The organism is Rhodovulum kholense (assembly GCF_003053725.1).
In the GTDB taxonomy this organism is placed as follows: Bacteria; Pseudomonadota; Alphaproteobacteria; order Rhodobacterales; family Rhodobacteraceae; genus Rhodovulum; species Rhodovulum kholense.
Genome location: NZ_QAYC01000030.1, coordinates 1 through 18,447, shown reverse-complemented (window position 1 = coordinate 18,447; position 18,447 = coordinate 1). Strand labels below are relative to the sequence as shown.

14 protein-coding genes are annotated in these 18,447 nt (G+C 64.6%); 13 read left to right on the top strand and 1 reads right to left on the bottom strand.

The genetic code is table 11. The features are described 5' to 3' along the window. Positions 1-1,373, bottom strand: a 1,373-nt coding sequence (locus C8N38_RS20495) for a methyl-accepting chemotaxis protein (RefSeq protein WP_146176342.1), incomplete at its 3' end; no start/stop codon positions are given. Between the two features lie 301 nt (positions 1,374-1,674). Between C8N38_RS20495 and secE the strand changes: the two genes are divergently transcribed. The 13 genes from secE to C8N38_RS20430 form a co-directional block, all read left to right on the top strand. After that, positions 1,675-1,866, top strand: coding sequence for a preprotein translocase subunit SecE (secE, locus tag C8N38_RS20490; RefSeq protein ID WP_075784648.1), 192 nt, complete (start codon positions 1,675-1,677; stop codon positions 1,864-1,866). A 176-nt stretch (positions 1,867-2,042) separates the two neighbouring features. Beyond that, positions 2,043-2,579: a transcription termination/antitermination protein NusG gene (gene nusG, locus C8N38_RS20485; RefSeq protein ID WP_108028970.1), complete on the top strand. Its 537-nt coding sequence runs from the start codon at positions 2,043-2,045 to the stop codon at positions 2,577-2,579. Positions 2,580-2,683: 104 nt separating this feature from the next. Further along, complete coding sequence (gene rplK / locus C8N38_RS20480) at positions 2,684-3,136, top strand: 50S ribosomal protein L11 (RefSeq protein WP_108028969.1); 453 nt, start codon at positions 2,684-2,686, stop codon at positions 3,134-3,136. 5 nt (positions 3,137-3,141) lie between these two features. Next, positions 3,142-3,840 carry a 50S ribosomal protein L1 gene (gene rplA / locus C8N38_RS20475; RefSeq protein WP_108028968.1) on the top strand — a complete coding sequence of 233 codons (699 nt, stop codon included), beginning with the start codon at positions 3,142-3,144 and terminating at the stop codon, positions 3,838-3,840. Positions 3,841-4,105: 265 nt separating this feature from the next. Continuing rightward, a complete protein-coding gene (rplJ, locus tag C8N38_RS20470) occupies positions 4,106-4,624 on the top strand; it encodes a 50S ribosomal protein L10 (protein WP_075784652.1) in 519 nt (172 codons plus the stop codon). Between the two features lie 72 nt (positions 4,625-4,696). Continuing rightward, positions 4,697-5,077, top strand: coding sequence for a 50S ribosomal protein L7/L12 (gene rplL / locus C8N38_RS20465; RefSeq protein WP_075784653.1), 381 nt, complete (start codon positions 4,697-4,699; stop codon positions 5,075-5,077). Positions 5,078-5,324: 247 nt separating this feature from the next. Then, positions 5,325-9,461 (top strand): DNA-directed RNA polymerase subunit beta, encoded by a 4,137-nt coding sequence (gene rpoB / locus C8N38_RS20460; RefSeq protein ID WP_108028967.1) that lies wholly within the window; start codon positions 5,325-5,327, stop codon positions 9,459-9,461. Between the two features lie 93 nt (positions 9,462-9,554). Continuing rightward, positions 9,555-13,802, top strand: coding sequence for a DNA-directed RNA polymerase subunit beta' (gene rpoC, locus C8N38_RS20455; RefSeq protein ID WP_108028966.1), 4,248 nt, complete (start codon positions 9,555-9,557; stop codon positions 13,800-13,802). Positions 13,803-14,083: 281 nt separating this feature from the next. Then, positions 14,084-14,992, top strand: coding sequence for a DMT family transporter (locus tag C8N38_RS20450; RefSeq protein ID WP_108028965.1), 909 nt, complete (start codon positions 14,084-14,086; stop codon positions 14,990-14,992). A gap of 287 nt (positions 14,993-15,279) precedes the next feature. After that, positions 15,280-15,651 (top strand): 30S ribosomal protein S12, encoded by a 372-nt coding sequence (rpsL, locus tag C8N38_RS20445; protein WP_042456862.1) that lies wholly within the window; start codon positions 15,280-15,282, stop codon positions 15,649-15,651. A gap of 12 nt (positions 15,652-15,663) precedes the next feature. Further along, a complete protein-coding gene (gene rpsG, locus C8N38_RS20440) occupies positions 15,664-16,134 on the top strand; it encodes a 30S ribosomal protein S7 (RefSeq protein WP_075784657.1) in 471 nt (156 codons plus the stop codon). A gap of 28 nt (positions 16,135-16,162) precedes the next feature. Beyond that, positions 16,163-18,286: an elongation factor G gene (gene fusA, locus C8N38_RS20435; RefSeq protein ID WP_108028964.1), complete on the top strand. Its 2,124-nt coding sequence runs from the start codon at positions 16,163-16,165 to the stop codon at positions 18,284-18,286. Between the two features lie 66 nt (positions 18,287-18,352). Next, positions 18,353-18,447, top strand: a 95-nt coding sequence (locus C8N38_RS20430) for a GTP-binding protein (RefSeq protein WP_132693438.1), incomplete at its 3' end; no start/stop codon positions are given.

Genomic DNA, 18,447 nt, shown 5'->3' with positions numbered 1-18,447 from the left:
CGGGTGGTGATCTCGGTCGAGTTCTCGACGATTTCGCCCATCAGCGCGTTCAGCGTGTCGACGGTGGCGTTGAAGTCCTGACGCAGCTGTTCGTATTCGGCCCCGAAGGTTTCTTCGATCGAGCGGGTCAGATCGCCTTCGGACAGGCTTTTCAGGCCCGCCGCGAGGGACTCGACCACGCGGGCCTGTTCGGCTCTCGACCGCTCCTGGCCCTTTTCAAGCGCATCCTTGTCCAGCAGCCCCTGACGGAGCGCCTCGACCGATTGCGCCATCGCGCCGATCTCGTCGCCGCGCTCGCGCCCCGGCACGGGGTGAGCATAGTCGCCCGAGGCCAGTCCATCCACCGCCGCCAGCATCCGGGCCAGCGGGCGGCGCACCATCGCCATCGAGGCAAGATAGATCGTGCCGAGCGCCATCGCCAGGATCAGGGCGCCGCTGACCATGGTCCGGGTGATCTCGGCGCGCACCGGGGCCGCGAAGACGTCGGCCGGCACGTCGACCAGCGCCGCCCAGGTCGTGTTCATCCCGGGCGCCGTGAACGGATAGACCAGCCGCGTGGCCCGGTCGGGCATGTCGCGGATCACGCGCATCCGGCCGTCCGCAAGCGCGGCCGAGACGACGTCGGCGCCCGTGTCGTCATAGGGCTTGTTCAGCTTGGCCCGGTCGCTGGCGGTCAGCCAGTTGCCGCCCTGGCTGACCAGCAGGCTCTTCCCGCCCTCGAACGCGGACAGGTCGTTGAGCATCGCGGTCAGATCGCCCAGCCCGATATCGACACCGGCAACCCCGACGATCTCGTCCCCGACCCGGATGGGCAGCGCGACGCTGGTCATCATGAAGTTGCCTTCGCCCATGTAGGGTTCGGTGATGCTGGGCTTGCCGGTCGTGGTCGGCACCTTGAACCAGGCATCGTCGGCGCTGACATCGAAGGTGGCGAATTCGAGCCCCCCATCCGCGCCCTTGTGCCACCAGGGCGCGAACACGCCCTCCTCGTTCATGCCGCCTTCGCCGCTCAACAGATCGTTCGTGCCGCCATCGGGAATGCCGGCCATCCAGGCGCCGAAGATGTTGTCGTACTGGGCCGGAACGCCCTCGATCATCGCGATGATGGCGGACCGGTCGGCATGGCCGGTGCCCAGATAACCCGCAAGCCCGCCGCCCAGCGCCGCGCCGGCCGAAGTGGCCTCGGTCACCTGGACCGCGACCTTCTGGGCCACGAGCGCGGCTTTTTCCGAGGCCAGTTCCATCACCTCGCGGTCGACCCTCTGCGAGGATTGCCAGCCGCTGTAGACCGAATAGCCGACGACGATCACCGAGACCGCCGCGCCTGTCGCGAGAAGAAGTTTCCCGGATACTGTTCTGAAAGGATGTTCCACCGATCCGACCCTTTGTGACGTCAACTGGTCTTTGCGCCCTGGATCTGAACAACCGGTGAAGCCAGGGACAGGCAGTGGCTAAAACTCGATGCGAATGCCTATGGACGCGCGGCGCAGCGGCCGTTCCTTGCGCCGGGCCGTGTGCCGGGCTGCGCCGACCTCGATCGAAGGCCGGGCTCAGGGACGGGATCGGAGGCCTGAACCGAAGGGGGCGGAGGTGTGCGGGGGCGCTGCCCTTGCAAAGCGGCGCCCAAGCGCGTATCTCGGCGCGGTTGACAGGCAGAACGGACCCCGCAGGCCCATGGCGAACCCCCTCCAGTTCATTCAGCAGACCCGCTCGGAAATCTCGAAGGTGGTCTGGCCGACCCGGCGCGAGGTGTTCCTGACCACCATCATGGTCTTCGTGATGGCCTCGCTGACGGCGGTGTTCTTCTTCTTCGTCGACTGGCTGATCCGAAGCGGGCTGCAGCTTCTGCTTGGGTTTTTCGGCTGAGATGCGGCACCGCGATACCCCCGGGGCTTGAACCCCGGCGGTGGGAGCGGTAAGGGCATCACTACTTTTCTGGGCTCCGGCGTGCATCGATTCGGGTTGCGCGCTGTTTTTTGTTCCGGACAACGCAAGATCATCGCGGCCCGAACGGCCGACGGACACGTGAGGAAACGGGCAACATGGCGAAGCGGTGGTATTCGGTAAGCGTTCTCTCGAATTTCGAGAAGAAGGTCGCCGAACAGATCAAGCAAGCCGTGGCGGATGCCGGTCTCGAGGACGAGATCGAGGAAGTCCTCGTGCCGACCGAAGAGGTGATCGAGGTCCGGCGCGGCAAGAAGGTGACGACCGAACGGCGCTTCATGCCCGGCTATGTGCTGGTACGCATGGAGATGACCGACCGCGGCTATCACCTGGTGACGCAGATCAACCGGGTGACCGGGTTCCTCGGGCCGATGGGCAAGCCGATGCCCATGCGCGACGAGGAGGTGAACCAGATCCTCAACCGCGTCGAAGAGGGCGAGGCCCAGCCGCGGTCGCTGATCACCTACGAGATCGGCGAGAACGTGAACGTGACCGACGGCCCGTTCGAGGGCTTCTCGGGCATGGTCGAGGAAGTGGACGACGACAATCAACGCCTGAAGGTGACGGTGTCGATCTTCGGCCGGGCGACCCCGGTCGAGCTGGAATTCACGCAGGTCTCCAAGGGGCAGCTCTGACGTGAATCTGTGGGAGGCGAGCGGGCGCGCCCGCGGACCGCACCACTAAACCGAAGCGCCGCCCTCGCGAGGAACCGGCGCGGTGACAAGAAGGAGATGGCCAGATGGCCAAGAAGGTAATCGGGAAGCTCAAGCTTCAGGTGAAGGCGGGGCAGGCGAACCCGTCGCCGCCAGTCGGTCCCGCGCTCGGTCAGCGCGGCATCAACATCATGGAATTCTGCAAGGCGTTCAACGCCAAGACCCAGGACATGGAGCCCGGCGCCCCGTGCCCGACGGTCATCACCTACTACCAGGACAAGTCCTTCTCGATGGACATCAAGACGCCCCCGGCGTCTTACTACCTCAAGAAGGCTGCTGGCCTGAAGCCGGTCGGCAAGCGGAACCGTCCGAAGGGCTCGGAAAAACCCGGGCGTGACGTGGTCGGTACCGTGACCGTCGCTCAGGTGCGCGAGATCGCCGAGGCGAAGATGAAGGATCTGAACGCCAGCGATGTCGAGGGCGCGATGCAGATCATCCTGGGGTCGGCCCGCTCGATGGGCATCGAGGTGAAGGGGTAAGCGCAATGGCGAAACATGGAAAACGTGTCCGCGCCGCGCGGGAAGCCTTTGCCGGCAAGGACAACCTGTCGGTCGAAGAGGCGGTGAGCCTCGTCAAGGACAATGCCTCGGCCAAGTTCGACGAGACGCTGGAAATCGCGCTGAACCTCGGCGTCGATCCGCGTCACGCCGACCAGATGGTCCGTGGCGTCGTCACCCTGCCGAACGGCACCGGCAAGACCGTGCGCGTGGCGGTCTTCGCCCGCGGCGCCAAGGCCGATGAGGCCAAGGCGGCGGGCGCCGATATCGTCGGCGCCGAGGATCTGATGGAAACCATCCAGGGCGGCACGATCGAATTCGATCGCTGCATCGCCACGCCGGACATGATGCCGATCGTCGGCCGTCTGGGCAAGATCCTGGGCCCGCGCAACCTGATGCCGAACCCCAAGGTCGGCACCGTGACCATGGACGTGGCCGCGGCGGTTCAGGCCGCCAAGGGCGGTGAGGTCCAGTTCCGGGTCGAGAAGGCGGGCGTCATCCATGCCGGCATCGGCAAGACGTCGTTCGACGCCGGCAAGCTGGCCGAGAACGTGCGCGCCTTTGTCGATGCCGTGGTCAAGGCCAAGCCGGCCGGCGCCAAGGGCACCTACATGAAAAAGGTCAGCCTCAGCTCGACCATGGGCCCGGGCGTGTCGGTCGACGTGACCTCGGCAACTGGGAATTGATTTAAGATAGGTGAACTCCTATCTTCGCGAGAATTCCCGGGACTCGTGCCCGGGAATGGCGGGGCGGAAACGCCCCGTCCTGTCCGAGACGGAGGGTGCGGGGCCTGGCCTCGCTTAATGTCCTTCCCGAGATGGGGAAACGAGACAGATTTCCGTGGGGAGACCCTCGGGCGATCCTGGCCTCGGGACCCATACGGACCCGAAAGCCGGCACTCAGGCCGGCAAACCTAGAGCCGGGGGGGAACCCCCAAATTGGAGTGAAACTGTGGATAGAGCCCAGAAAGAGAAAGTGGTCGACGAGCTCGGCCAGATCTTCGAAAGCTCTGGCGTCGTGGTGGTTGCCCACTACGCGGGTCTCACGGTTGCCGAGATGCAGGACCTGCGCGCACGCATGCGTGAAGCGGGTGGGTCCGTTCGCGTCGCCAAGAACAGGCTCGCCAAGATCGCCCTGGAAGGAAAGCCCTGCGCCAGCATGGCCACTCTTCTGACGGGCATGACCGTTCTTGCCTATTCCGAGGACCCGGTGGCTGCTGCCAAGGTCGCGGAAGGCTTCGCCAAGGACAACTCGAAGTTCGAGATCCTCGGCGGTGCCATGGGCGAGACGGCCCTGGACCGGGCCGGTGTCAAGGCAGTGTCCGAAATGCCGTCGCGCGAGGAGCTTATCGCCTCGATCGTCGGCTGCATCGGTGCACCCGCCGCGAACATCGCCGGTGCGATTGGCGCGCCCGCTTCCAATATTGCAAGCATCCTCTCGACCATCGAGGAGCGTGCGGAAGCCGCTTGAGCAACTTGTGATCCCGCGTGAAGGGCTGAGGCCTCGCGTTGGAACAGACAATGTGAAAGAACGGAACAGAACATGGCTGATCTGAAGAAACTTGCCGAAGAGATCGTGAACCTCACGCTTCTCGAGGCCCAAGAACTGAAAACCATCCTGAAAGACGAGTACGGCATCGAGCCCGCCGCCGGCGGCGCCGTCATGATGGCTGGCCCGGCTGCCGGTGGCGAAGCCGCCGCTGCCGAAGAGCAGACCGAATTCGACGTCATCCTGAAATCGGCTGGCGCGAACAAGATCAACGTCATCAAGGAAGTCCGCGCCATCACCGGTCTTGGCCTGAAAGAAGCCAAGGACCTGGTCGAGGCCGGCGGCAAGGCCGTCAAGGAGCAAGTCTCCAAAGCCGAAGCCGAGGACATCAAAGGCAAACTCGAAGCGGCTGGCGCCGAAGTCGAGCTCAAGTGATCGGGATCGCGGGCCGCGTGCCCGTGACCTGAAAGATGTTGGCTGGGTCCGGCGGTTCGTCCGGGCCCAGCCGAACCTGTCTTGGAAAGGGCTTGTGTGAAAGCCCTTTCCAAGGTGCGGTTCGAGGTTCGGGAGCGGCCGGTGGGACGGACCGCAGGAATGGAACCTTCGCCCCCTCATCGCGAGCGGCGCGCCACCGGGGCCCGACGGTGGATGCGCCCGCGACAGACGAAAGGTGAGACCACAGATGGCGCAGAGCTACGTTGGCCAGAAACGACTCCGCAAATACTACGGCAAGATCCGCGAAGTGCTGGAGATGCCGAACCTCATCGAGGTCCAGAAATCCTCCTACGATCTGTTCCTGAATTCCGGCGACGGACCCGCGCCCGCCGATGGCGAGGGCATCCAGGGGGTGTTCCAGTCGGTTTTCCCGATCAAGGATTTCAACGAGACCGCCGTTCTTGAATTCGTCCGCTACGAGCTGGAGCGGCCGAAATACGACGTCGAGGAATGCCAGCAGCGCGACATGACCTTTTCGGCCCCGCTGAAGGTCACGCTGCGCCTGATCGTGTTCGATTTCGACGAGGATACCGGCGCCAAGTCGGTGAAGGACATCAAGGAGCAGGACGTGTTCATGGGCGACATGCCGCTCATGACCGCCAACGGCACGTTCATCGTGAACGGGACCGAACGGGTGATCGTGTCCCAGATGCACCGGTCGCCGGGCGTCTTCTTCGACCATGACAAGGGCAAGACCCATTCCTCGGGCAAGCTGCTGTTCGCCTGCCGGATCATTCCCTATCGCGGCTCCTGGCTCGATTTCGAATTCGACGCCAAGGACATCGTCTTCGCGCGCATCGACCGCCGCCGGAAACTGCCGGTGACGACGCTGCTCTATGCGCTGGGGCTCGATCAGGAAGGCATCATGGATGCCTATTACGACACGGTGACGTTCCGGCTGGAACGCAACCGCGGCTGGGTCACCAAGTTCTTCCCCGAACGCGTGCGCGGCACTCGTCCGACCTATGACCTAGTCGATGCCGATACCGGCGAGGTGATCTGCAAGGCCGGTGACAAGGTCACCCCGCGTCAGGTCAAGAAGCTGATCGAAGAGGCCCGGGTCACCGAACTGATGGTGCCCTTCGATCATATCGTCGGCCGCTATGTCGCCAAGGACATCATCAACGAAGACACCGGCGCGATCTATGTCGAGGCCGGCGACGAGCTGACCTGGACTGTCGACAAGGATGGCGACGTCACCGGCGGCACGCTGAAAGAGCTGCTGGATGCGGGCATCACCGACATCCCGGTGCTCGACATCGACAACATCAACGTCGGTCCCTACATCCGCAACACCATGGCGGCGGACAAGAACATGGGCCGCGACACCGCGCTCATGGATATCTACCGCGTCATGCGCCCGGGCGAGCCGCCGACCGTCGAGGCGGCGACCACGCTGTTCGAGTCGCTCTTCTTCGATTCCGAGCGCTACGACCTCTCGGCCGTGGGCCGGGTGAAGATGAACATGCGTCTCGATCTCGACGCGCCCGACACCCAGCGGACGCTGCGCCGCGACGACATCATCTCCTGCATCAAGGCACTGGTCGAACTGCGCGACGGCAAGGGCGAGGTCGATGACATCGACCACCTCGGCAACCGCCGGGTCCGCTCGGTCGGCGAGCTGATGGAGAACCAGTATCGCGTCGGTCTGCTGCGGATGGAACGCGCCATCAAGGAGCGGATGTCCTCGGTCGAGATCGACACGGTGATGCCGCAGGACCTGATCAACGCCAAACCGGCGGCTGCGGCCGTGCGCGAGTTCTTCGGCTCGTCGCAGCTGTCGCAGTTCATGGACCAGACCAACCCGCTGTCGGAAGTCACCCACAAGCGGCGTCTGTCGGCGCTTGGGCCGGGCGGTCTGACCCGCGAACGCGCGGGCTTCGAGGTTCGCGACGTGCACCCGACCCACTATGGCCGGATGTGCCCGATCGAGACGCCGGAAGGCCCGAACATCGGTCTGATCAACAGCCTTGCCACCTATGCGCGGGTGAACAAGTACGGCTTCATCGAGACCCCCTATCGCCGGGTGATCGACGGGCAGGTGACCGACGAGGTCCACTACATGTCCGCGACCGAAGAGATGCGGCACACCGTGGCCCAGGCCAACGCCAATCTCGACGGCGAGGGCAAGTTCATCAACGATCTGGTGAACACCCGGCAGGCCGGCGAATACACCATGGCACCGCGCGAAAGCGTCGACCTGATCGACGTCTCGCCGAAACAGCTGGTGTCGGTTGGGGCCTCGCTCATTCCGTTCCTGGAAAACGACGACGCCAACCGCGCGCTGATGGGCGCGAACATGCAGCGTCAGGCGGTGCCGCTCCTGCAGGCCGATGCGCCCTTCGTGGGCACCGGCATCGAGCAGGTGGTGGCGCAGGACTCGGGTGCCGCGATCATGGCGCGCCGTGGCGGGATCATCGACCAGGTCGATGCCCAGCGGATCGTGATCCGGGCCACCGAGGATCTCGAACCCGGCGATCCGGGCGTCGACATCTACCGGCTGCGCAAGTTCCAGCGGTCGAACCAGAACACCTGCATCAACCAGAAGCCTCTGGTGAAGGTGGGTGACACCGTCCTGAAGGGCGAGGTCGTCGCCGACGGTCCCTCGACCGACATGGGCGAGCTGGCGCTTGGCAAGAACGTGATCGTCGCGTTCATGCCCTGGAACGGCTACAACTACGAGGACTCGATCCTGATCTCGGAACGCATCGCGCGCGATGACGTTTTCACCTCGATCCATATCGAGGAATTCGAGGTCGCGGCCCGCGATACCAAGCTCGGGCCGGAAGAGATCACCCGCGACATCCCGAACGTCGGCGAGGAAGCCCTGCGCAACCTCGACGAGGCGGGCATCGTCTATATCGGCGCCGAAGTGGGGCCGGGCGACATCCTCGTCGGCAAGATCACTCCGAAGGGCGAAAGCCCGATGACGCCCGAAGAGAAGCTGCTGCGGGCGATCTTCGGCGAAAAGGCCTCGGACGTGCGCGACACCTCGCTGCGTCTGCCGCCGGGCGATTACGGTACCGTCGTCGAGGTGCGGGTGTTCAACCGGCACGGCGTCGACAAGGACGAACGTGCGCTGCAGATCGAGCGTGAAGAGGTCGAACGCCTGGCCCGCGACCGGGACGACGAACAGGCGATCCTCGAGCGCAACATCTATGCGCGTCTCAAGTCGATGATCCTTGGCAAGGTCGCGGTGAAGGGTCCGAAGGGGGTCAAGCCCAACTCGGAAATCACCGAAGAGCTGCTTGAGACCCTGTCCAAGGGGCAATGGTGGCAGCTGGCGCTGGAAGACGAGGCCGATGCCGGTCAGGTCGAGGCGCTGAACGCCCAGTTCGAGGCGCAGAAACGCGCGCTCGAGCATCGCTTCGAGGACAAGGTCGAGAAGGTCCGCCGCGGCGACGACCTGCCTCCGGGCGTGATGAAGATGGTCAAGGTCTTCATCGCGGTCAAACGCAAGCTGCAGCCCGGTGACAAGATGGCCGGTCGGCACGGCAACAAGGGGGTCGTGTCCCGTGTGGTGCCGATGGAGGACATGCCCTTCCTGGCCGACGGCACGCCCGTCGACTTGGTGCTGAACCCGCTCGGCGTGCCGTCGCGGATGAACGTGGGGCAGATCCTCGAGACCCATATGGGCTGGGCCGCGCGCGGTCTGGGGCTGAAGATCGACGACGCGCTTGGCGAGTACAAGCGCTCGGGCGACCTGACCCCGGTGCGCGAGGCGATGCGGCTTGCCTATGGCGAAGAGGCCTATGAAGAGATCCTGCGCGAGATGGACGAGAAGGCCCTGGTCGAGTCCGCCTCGACCGTGGTTCGCGGCGTTCCGATCGCAACGCCGGTCTTCGACGGCGCCAAGGAACAGGACGTCAACGACGCCCTGACTCGGGCGGGCTTCGACACGTCGGGCCAGTCGGAACTCTTCGACGGCCGGACGGGCGAGCGCTTTGCCCGGAAAGTCACCGTGGGCGTCAAGTACCTGCTGAAGCTGCACCACCTTGTCGACGACAAGATCCACGCGCGCTCGACCGGTCCGTACAGCCTCGTCACCCAGCAGCCTCTGGGCGGCAAGGCGCAGTTCGGCGGTCAGCGGTTCGGGGAGATGGAGGTCTGGGCGCTCGAAGCCTACGGTGCCGCCTATACCCTGCAGGAAATGCTGACGGTGAAGTCGGACGACGTGGCGGGCCGGACCAAGGTCTACGAGTCGATCGTCAAGGGTGAGGACAATTTCGAGGCCGGCGTGCCGGAATCCTTCAACGTTCTGGTGAAGGAAGTCCGCGGCCTCGGGCTGAACATGGAACTCCTGGACGTGGAGGATGAGGAATAAGGGTGTTCGAATTTTCGCAGGAAATTCGTCCCGATTTTTCTGCGAAAAATCGCGCCCTTGCCCATCCCTTTGCGCTGATTTGAGGACTTCAAGATGAACCAGGAACTGACCACCAACCCGTTCAACCCGCTGGCCTCGCCCAAGCAGTTCGACGAGATCAAGGTGTCGCTGGCCTCGCCCGAACGGATCCTTTCGTGGTCCTATGGCGAGATCAAGAAACCCGAAACCATCAACTACCGTACGTTCAAGCCCGAACGTGACGGTCTCTTCTGCGCGCGCATCTTCGGGCCGATCAAGGACTACGAGTGCCTTTGCGGCAAGTACAAGCGCATGAAGTATCGCGGCGTCGTCTGCGAGAAATGCGGCGTCGAGGTGACGCTGCAGAAGGTTCGCCGCGAGCGGATGGGCCATATCGAGCTGGCCGCGCCGGTCGCGCACATCTGGTTCCTCAAGTCGCTGCCCTCTCGCATCGGCCTGATGCTGGACATGACCCTGCGCGATCTCGAGCGGGTGCTTTACTTCGAGAACTATGTGGTGATCGAGCCCGGTCTGACCGACCTGAGCTACGGCCAGATGCTGACCGAGGAAGAGTATCTCGACGCGCAGGACCAGTTCGGCGCCGACGCCTTCACCGCCGGGATCGGCGCCGAGGCGATCCGCGAGATGCTGTCGCAGATCGACCTCGAGGCCGAGGCCGAGAAGTTGCGCGAGGAGCTGAAGGAAGCCACCGGCGAGCTGAAGCCGAAGAAGATCATCAAGCGGCTGAAGGTCGTCGAGAGCTTCATCGAATCCGGCAACCGCCCGGAATGGATGGTGCTGACGGTCATTCCGGTCATTCCGCCGGAACTGCGGCCGCTGGTGCCGCTCGATGGCGGCCGGTTCGCGACCTCGGACCTGAACGACCTCTACCGTCGGGTGATCAACCGGAACAACCGTCTGAAACGGCTGATCGAGCTGCGCGCGCCCGACATCATCGTCCGCAACGAAAAGCGGATGCTGCAGGAGGCGGTCGATGCGCTCTTCGACAACGGCCGCCGCGGGCGGGTCATCACCGGCGCCAACAAGCGGCCGCTGAAATCGCTTTCCGACATGCTGAAGGGCAAGCAGGGCCGGTTCCGGCAGAACCTTCTGGGCAAGCGGGTCGACTTCTCGGGCCGGTCGGTGATCGTGACCGGTCCCGAACTCAAGCTGCACCAGTGTGGGCTGCCGAAGAAGATGGCGCTCGAGCTCTTCAAGCCGTTCATCTATTCGCGGCTCGAGGCCAAGGGGCTTAGCTCGACCGTCAAGCAGGCCAAGAAGCTCGTGGAGAAGGAGCGTCCCGAGGTCTGGGACATCCTCGATGAGGTGATCCGCGAACACCCTGTCCTTCTGAACCGGGCCCCGACGCTGCACCGTCTTGGCATCCAGGCGTTCGAGCCGACGCTGATCGAGGGCAAGGCGATCCAGCTTCACCCGCTGGTTTGCTCGGCCTTCAACGCCGACTTCGACGGCGACCAGATGGCCGTGCACGTCCCGCTGAGCCTCGAGGCCCAGCTGGAAGCGCGGGTCCTGATGATGTCGACCAACAACGTGCTGTCGCCCGCCAACGGCGCGCCGATCATCGTGCCGTCCCAGGACATGATCCTCGGGCTTTACTACATCACGATGGAGCGCAAGGGCATGAAGGGCGAGGGCATGGCCTTCGCCGATGTCGACGAGGTCCAGCACGCGCTCGACTCCGGCGAGGTGCATCTGCATGCCCGCGTCAAGGCGCGGATCAAGCAGATCGACGAGCACGGCAACGAGGTCTACAAGCGCTACGACACCACGCCCGGCCGGATCCGTCTGGGCGCGCTTCTGCCGATGAACGCCAAGGCGCCGTTCGAACTGGTCAACCGGCTGCTCCGCAAGAAAGAGGTGCAGCAGGTCATCGACACCGTCTACCGCTATTGCGGCCAGAAAGAGTCGGTCATCTTCTGCGACCAGATCATGGGGCTCGGCTTCCGCGAGGCGTTCAAGGCCGGGATCTCGTTCGGCAAGGACGACATGGTGATCCCGCACACCAAGTGGGAGATCGTCGAGGGCGTTCGCGACCAGGTCAAGGAGTTCGAGCAGCAATACATGGACGGCCTGATCACCCAGGGTGAGAAGTACAACAAGGTCGTCGATGCCTGGTCAAAATGTTCCGACGAGGTGGCCACCGCGATGATGGCGGAAATCTCTGCCGTCCGTGTCGATGACGCGGGCGCCGAGATGGAACCCAACTCGGTCTACATGATGTCCCACTCGGGGGCCCGGGGCTCGCCGGCGCAGATGAAGCAGCTGGGCGGCATGCGCGGCCTGATGGCCAAGCCCTCGGGCGAGATCATCGAGACGCCGATCATCTCGAACTTCAAGGAAGGCCTGACCGTGCTCGAGTACTTCAACTCGACCCACGGCGCCCGGAAGGGTCTGGCCGATACCGCGCTGAAGACGGCGAACTCGGGGTACCTGACCCGGCGTCTGGTCGACGTCGCCCAGGACTGCATCGTGCGCAGCCACGATTGCGGCACCGAGAACGCCATCACCTGCGAGGCGGCGATCAACGACGGCGAGGTCGTGGCAACGCTTGCCGAGCGTCTGCTGGGTCGTGTCGCGGCCGATGACGTGCTGAAACCCGGCACCGACGAGGTGCTGGTCAGCCGCAACGAGCTGATCGACGAACGCAAGGCGGATGCGATCGAGAAGGCCGGTGTCGCCACCGTCCGGATCCGGTCGCCGCTGACCTGCGAGGCCGAAGAGGGCGTCTGCGCGGCCTGCTACGGGCGCGACCTTGCCCGCGGCACCAAGGTGAACGTCGGCGAGGCCGTCGGCATCATCGCCGCCCAGTCGATCGGCGAGCCCGGCACCCAGCTGACGATGCGGACCTTCCACATCGGCGGCATCGCCCAGGGCGGTCAGCAGTCCTTCCAGGAGGCCAGCCAGGAGGGCCGGATCGAGTTCCGCAACCCGAACCTGCTGACCAATGCGGCGGGCGAGCAGATCGTGATGGGCCGGAACATGCAGCTGGCGATCATCGACGACAACGACGTCGAGCGCGCGAGCTTCAAGCTGGGCTACGGCACCAAGGTCTTCGTGGCCGAGGATGCCAAGGTGAAACGCGGCGACAAGCTGTTCGAATGGGACCCCTACACCCTGCCGATCATCGCCGAGAAGGCCGGTCGCGCCAAGTTCGTGGACCTCGTGACCGGGATCTCGGTCCGCGAGGACACCGACGATGCCACCGGCATGACCCAGAAGATCGTGTCGGACTGGCGCACCGCGCCCAAGGGCAACGAGCTCAAGCCCGAGATCATCATCGTCGATCCGGAAACCGGCGAACCCGTGCGCAACGAGGCGGGCAACCCGGTGACCTACCCGATGTCGGTCGACGCCATTCTGTCGGTCGAGGACCAGCAGGACATCCGGGCCGGCGACGTCGTGGCGCGGATCCCGCGCGAGGGTGCCAAGACCAAGGACATCACCGGCGGTCTGCCGCGGGTGGCGGAACTGTTCGAGGCGCGGCGTCCGAAGGATCACGCCATCATCGCCGAGGTGGACGGCTATGTCCGGTTCGGCCGCGACTACAAGAACAAGCGGCGGATCACGATCGAGCCTGCGGACGACACGCTGCAGCCGGTCGAGTACATGGTGCCGAAGGGCAAGCACATCCCGGTGCAGGAAGGTGACTTCGTGCAGAAGGGCGACTACATCATGGACGGCAACCCGGCGCCGCATGACATCCTGGCCATCATGGGTGTCGAGGCTCTGGCGAACTACATGATCGACGAGGTGCAGGACGTCTACCGGCTGCAGGGCGTGAAGATCAACGACAAGCACATCGAAGTCATCGTCCGGCAGATGCTGCAGAAATGGGAGATCTCTGACTCCGGCGACACGACGCTTCTGAAGGGCGAACATGTCGACAAGTCCGAGTTCGACGAGGCCAACGACAAGGTGCTGGCGCGCGGCGGTCGTCCCGCCGAGGGCCAACCGATCCTTCTGGGGATCACCAAGGCCTCGCTGCAGACCCGGTCCTTCATCTCGGCGGCCTCGTTCCAGGAAACGACGCGGGTGCTGACCGAGGCGGCGGTTCAGGGCAAGCGCGACAAGCTGGTCGGCCTGAAGGAAAACGTCATCGTCGGCCGGCTGATCCCGGCGGGCACCGGCGGGGCCAGCCAGCGCGTGCGCCGCATCGCGGCCGAGCGCGACCAGAAGGTGATCGAGGCGCGTCAGGCCGATGCGGTGGCAGCCGCCGCCTTGGCCGCGCCGATGGACCCCTTCGGCCCGCTCGACGATGACGATCTGGGTCTGGTCGAGACCCCGGAAAGCCGCGAAGAGTAATCCGGCAGACCGCCTGACCATCGAACGCCCCCGCCCGCACCGGCGGGGGCGTTCTCCTGTCCCCGGTCGCGTCCGGGACAGGCCCCAGACGGGCACCGTGCAGGCCCCCAGTGCCAGCCCCCGTGCCAGGCCCCGGTGCCAGGCCCCTGACCGGCTTTCGGCAGTTTTTCGGCAGGCCGTCCCGCGCGGATAGCCCCTTGGCGGCAAAGGTTTCTTGCCGCTTTGCCGAGAATGCCGCAAACAGACCTTCGCCCGGGCGTCCGGGATGCTAAGGCAGTTCCATGACCCCCCTCTCCGACAATATGCGCGGCGCCGTCCTGATGATGATCAGCATGGCCGCCTTCACCTTCAACGATGCCTGCATGAAGGCTGCCTCGGACAGCGTACCGTTCTTTCAGGCGGTGTTCCTGCGCGGGCTTGGCACCTCGATCCTGCTGATCGCCTTCGGACTTGCCACCCGCAGCCTCAGGCTGCGCCTGCCGCGCCGCGACCAGGGCCGGATCGCGCTGCGGACCCTGGCCGAGATCGGGGCGGCCTATTTCTACATCACCGCGCTCTTTCACGCGCCCCTGGCCAATGTCACCGCCATCATCCAGGCGATCCCGCTGGCGGTGACGCTGGCGGGCGCGGTCTTCCTGGGGGCCCCTGTCGGCTGGCGGCGCTGGTCGGCGATCCTGGTCGGGTTCGCGGGCGTCCTGCTGATCGTCCGGCCGGGAACAGAAGGCTTCACGCTCTATTCGGTCTATGCGCTGATCTCGGTCGCCTGCGTCACGCTGCGCGACCTCGTGACCCGCGGGCTGTCGGGGGCGGTGCCCTCGACAGCGGTGGCCACCTCGGCCGCGCTGGGGGTCATGCTGTTCGCCGCGACCGGACTTGCCGTCAGCGACGAGCGCTGGCTGCCGATCGCGCCGCTGGCCTGGGCGCAGCTGACCGGGGCGACGCTGTTCCTGATCTTCGGCTATGTCACCTCGGTCGCGGCGATGCGCGTGGGCGACGTCGCCGTCGTCTCGCCGTTCCGCTATACAGCCCTTGTCTGGGCGCTGCTGCTGGGGGCCGTGGTGTTCGGCGAATGGCCTGCGGGGCTGACGATCCTGGGCGCCTCGATCGTGGTCGCGACAGGGGTCTACACCTTCCATCGCGAGCGGCGACTGGCGATCCGGCCGGGCCCGGTCCCGCTTCGGATGCGCTAGCCGGAAGGGGCCGGGGCGGGGGTGTGGACAGGGCGCGGGCCAAGCGGTGTTGACACCCCGTTCGACTCGCCCTATACCGCGCCCACTTCGGGCTGGTGGATCCACCTGCCGCGCCTGATACCGAAACTGATGTGGTCATGATCCGGGCCCCAAGCCCCGATCCTCTGAAGCTACACCGCGTCGTTCCCGCGAACAGGGGAACGCATGCGGTTTTCGCGTTGCCGTTTGCGAATGGCGGGTGCGCACCGAAGACGAGATTTGAACGGGTTGCAATACGGGGAACCGGAATGCCGACGATCCAACAGCTGATCCGCAAGCCGCGGCAGCCGAAAGTGAAACGCCAGAAGTCGCAGCACCTGCAGGCCTGCCCGCAGAAGCGTGGCGTCTGCACGCGCGTTTACACCACCACTCCGAAGAAGCCGAACTCGGCCATGCGGAAAGTCGCCAAGGTGCGTCTGACCAACGGCTTCGAGGTCATCAGCTACATCCCCGGCGAAAGCCACAACCTGCAGGAACACTCGGTCGTGCTGATCCGCGGCGGCCGGGTGAAAGACCTTCCCGGTGTCCGCTATCACATCCTGCGCGGTGTGCTGGACACCCAGGGCGTCAAAGACCGTAAGCAGCGCCGCTCGAAATACGGCGCGAAGCGTCCGAAGTAAGGAGAGACGTAGATGTCCCGCCGTCACGCTGCCGAGAAGCGCGAAATCCTGCCCGACGCCAAATTTGGCGATCGCGTGCTGACGAAGTTCATGAACAACCTGATGGTCGACGGCAAGAAATCGGTCGCCGAACGCATCGTCTACAGCGCGCTCGACCGCGTCGAAACCCGCCTGAAGCGTGCTCCGGTCGAGGTCTTCCACGAAGCGCTCGACAACGTGAAACCCGCCGTCGAGGTTCGCTCGCGCCGGGTCGGCGGTGCCACCTACCAGGTGCCGGTCGAGGTGCGCCCCGAGCGCCGCGAGGCCCTTGCGATCCGCTGGCTGATCGACGCCAGCCGCAAGCGCAACGAGAACACCATGGAAGAACGGCTTGCCGGCGAACTGATGGACGCCGTCCAGTCCCGCGGCACCGCCGTCAAGAAACGCGAAGACACCCACAAGATGGCCGACGCGAACAAAGCGTTCAGCCATTATCGCTGGTAACTGACCTTTAGCCTCTAGGACCCTTCCAATGGCCCGCGCTTATCCTCTTCAACGCTACCGGAACTTCGGGATCATGGCCCACATCGATGCGGGCAAGACCACGACGACCGAGCGGATCCTCTATTACACCGGAAAGTCCCACAAGATCGGCGAAGTCCATGACGGCGCCGCGACCATGGACTGGATGGAGCAAGAGCAGGAGCGGGGGATCACCATCACCTCGGCCGCGACCACGACCTTCTGGCAGCGCCAGGAAGATCCGACCGCGGAAGGGACCTCGGACACCAAGTACCGCTTCAACATCATCGACACCCCCGGCCACGTCGACTTCACCATCGAGGTCGAACGCTCGCTGGCCGTGCTCGACGGCGCGATCTGCCTTCTCGACGCCAACGCCGGCGTCGAGCCGCAGACCGAGACCGTGTGGCGCCAGGCGGACCGCTACAAGGTTCCGCGGATCGTCTTCGTCAACAAGATGGACAAGATCGGCGCCGACTTCTTCAACTGCGTGAAGATGATCAAGGACCGCACCGGCGCGACCCCGTGCCCGATCGCTCTGCCGATCGGTGCCGAGGACAAGCTGGAAGGCATCATCGACCTCGTCACCATGGAAGAATGGACCTGGAAGGGCGAGGACCTCGGTGCGTCCTGGACCCGTCAGGCGATCCGTCCCGAGCTGAAGGACGAGGCCGACGAATGGCGCTCGAACCTCATCGAGCTCGCCGTCGAACAGGACGACGCCGCGATGGAGGCCTATCTGGAAGGCAACGAGCCCGACGTCGAAACCCTGCACGGTCTGATCCGCAAGGGCACCCTGTCGCTGGCCTTCGTGCCGGTGACCGCGGGCTCCGCGTTCAAGAACAAGGGCGTGCAACCGCTGCTGAACGCCGTGATCGACTATCTTCCCTCGCCGCTGGACGTGCCCGCCTACATGGGCTTCCTGCCGGATGACGAGACCGAAGAACGCAACATCGCCCGTCACGCCAATGACGACGAGCCGTTCTCTGCGCTTGCGTTCAAGATCATGAACGACCCCTTCGTCGGTTCTCTGACCTTTACCCGGATCTATTCCGGCGTGATGAAGAAGGGCGAGTCGATCCTCAACGCGACCAAGGGCAAGAAAGAGCGCGTCGGTCGGATGATGATGATGCACTCGAACAACCGCGAGGAAATCGACGAGGCCTTCGCGGGCGACATCATCGCGCTTGCCGGTCTGAAGGAAACCACCACGGGCGACACGCTTTGCGACGCCGCTAAACCGGTGGTTCTGGAAACCATGACCTTCCCCGATCCGGTGATCGAGATCGCGGTCGAGCCGAAATCGAAGGCCGACCAGGAGAAGATGGCTCTGGCGCTGCAGCGTCTCGCGGCCGAGGACCCGTCCTTCCGCGTCGAGACCAACATCGAATCCGGCCAGACGATCATGAAGGGCATGGGCGAACTTCACCTCGACATCCTGGTCGACCGCATGAAGCGGGAGTTCAAGGTCGAGGCGAATATCGGCGCCCCGCAGGTGGCCTACCGCGAAACCATCAGCCACAAGGCCGAGGTCGACTACACGCACAAGAAGCAGACCGGCGGTACGGGCCAGTTCGCCCGCGTCAAGCTGGAAATCATGCCGACCGAACCGGGCGAGGGCTACTCGTTCGAAAGCCGGATCGTGGGTGGTGCAGTGCCGAAGGAATACATCCCCGGCGTCGAGAAGGGCATCAAGTCGGTCATGGATTCGGGCCCGCTGGCCGGTTTCCCGGTGATCGACCTCAAGGTGGCTCTGGTCGACGGTGCCTTCCACGACGTGGACTCGTCTGTTCTGGCGTTCGAAATCGCGACCCGCGCAGGAATGCGCGAAGGCCTCAAGAAGGCTGGCGCCCGGCTGCTCGAGCCGATCATGAAGGTCGAGGTGGTGACCCCCGAGGAATATACCGGCGGGATCATCGGCGACCTGACCAGCCGTCGCGGCATGGTGCAGGGCCAGGACACCCGCGGCAATGCCAACGTGATCAACGCCATGGTGCCGCTGGCCAACATGTTCGGCTACATCAACACGCTGCGCTCGATGTCCTCGGGCCGCGCCGTGTTCACGATGCAGTTCGATCATTACGAGCCGGTCCCGCAGAACATCAGCGATGAGATCCAGGCGAAATACGCCTGAACGTGACACGGGCCGGGCGCGCGCCCCTCGGCAGCGCCCGCCATCAAGGAACTAGAGGAGGCCACCATGGGTAAGGCAAAGTTCGAACGGACGAAACCGCACGTTAACATCGGCACGATCGGCCACGTTGACCACGGGAAGACGACGCTGACGGCTGCGAT

What these genes read in the sequence shown, in the direction of transcription:
- secE (WP_075784648.1), top strand. Translation starts at nt 1,675, where the DNA reads ATGGCGAACCCCCTCCAGTTCATTCAGCAGACCCGCTCGGAAATCTCG.
- nusG (WP_108028970.1), top strand. Translation starts at nt 2,043, where the DNA reads ATGGCGAAGCGGTGGTATTCGGTAAGCGTTCTCTCGAATTTCGAGAAG.
- rplK (WP_108028969.1), top strand. Translation starts at nt 2,684, where the DNA reads ATGGCCAAGAAGGTAATCGGGAAGCTCAAGCTTCAGGTGAAGGCGGGG.
- rplA (WP_108028968.1), top strand. Translation starts at nt 3,142, where the DNA reads ATGGCGAAACATGGAAAACGTGTCCGCGCCGCGCGGGAAGCCTTTGCC.
- rplL (WP_075784653.1), top strand. Translation starts at nt 4,697, where the DNA reads ATGGCTGATCTGAAGAAACTTGCCGAAGAGATCGTGAACCTCACGCTT.
- rpoB (WP_108028967.1), top strand. Translation starts at nt 5,325, where the DNA reads ATGGCGCAGAGCTACGTTGGCCAGAAACGACTCCGCAAATACTACGGC.
- rpoC (WP_108028966.1), top strand. Translation starts at nt 9,555, where the DNA reads ATGAACCAGGAACTGACCACCAACCCGTTCAACCCGCTGGCCTCGCCC.
- C8N38_RS20450 (WP_108028965.1), top strand. Translation starts at nt 14,084, where the DNA reads ATGACCCCCCTCTCCGACAATATGCGCGGCGCCGTCCTGATGATGATC.
- rpsL (WP_042456862.1), top strand. Translation starts at nt 15,280, where the DNA reads ATGCCGACGATCCAACAGCTGATCCGCAAGCCGCGGCAGCCGAAAGTG.
- rpsG (WP_075784657.1), top strand. Translation starts at nt 15,664, where the DNA reads ATGTCCCGCCGTCACGCTGCCGAGAAGCGCGAAATCCTGCCCGACGCC.
- fusA (WP_108028964.1), top strand. Translation starts at nt 16,163, where the DNA reads ATGGCCCGCGCTTATCCTCTTCAACGCTACCGGAACTTCGGGATCATG.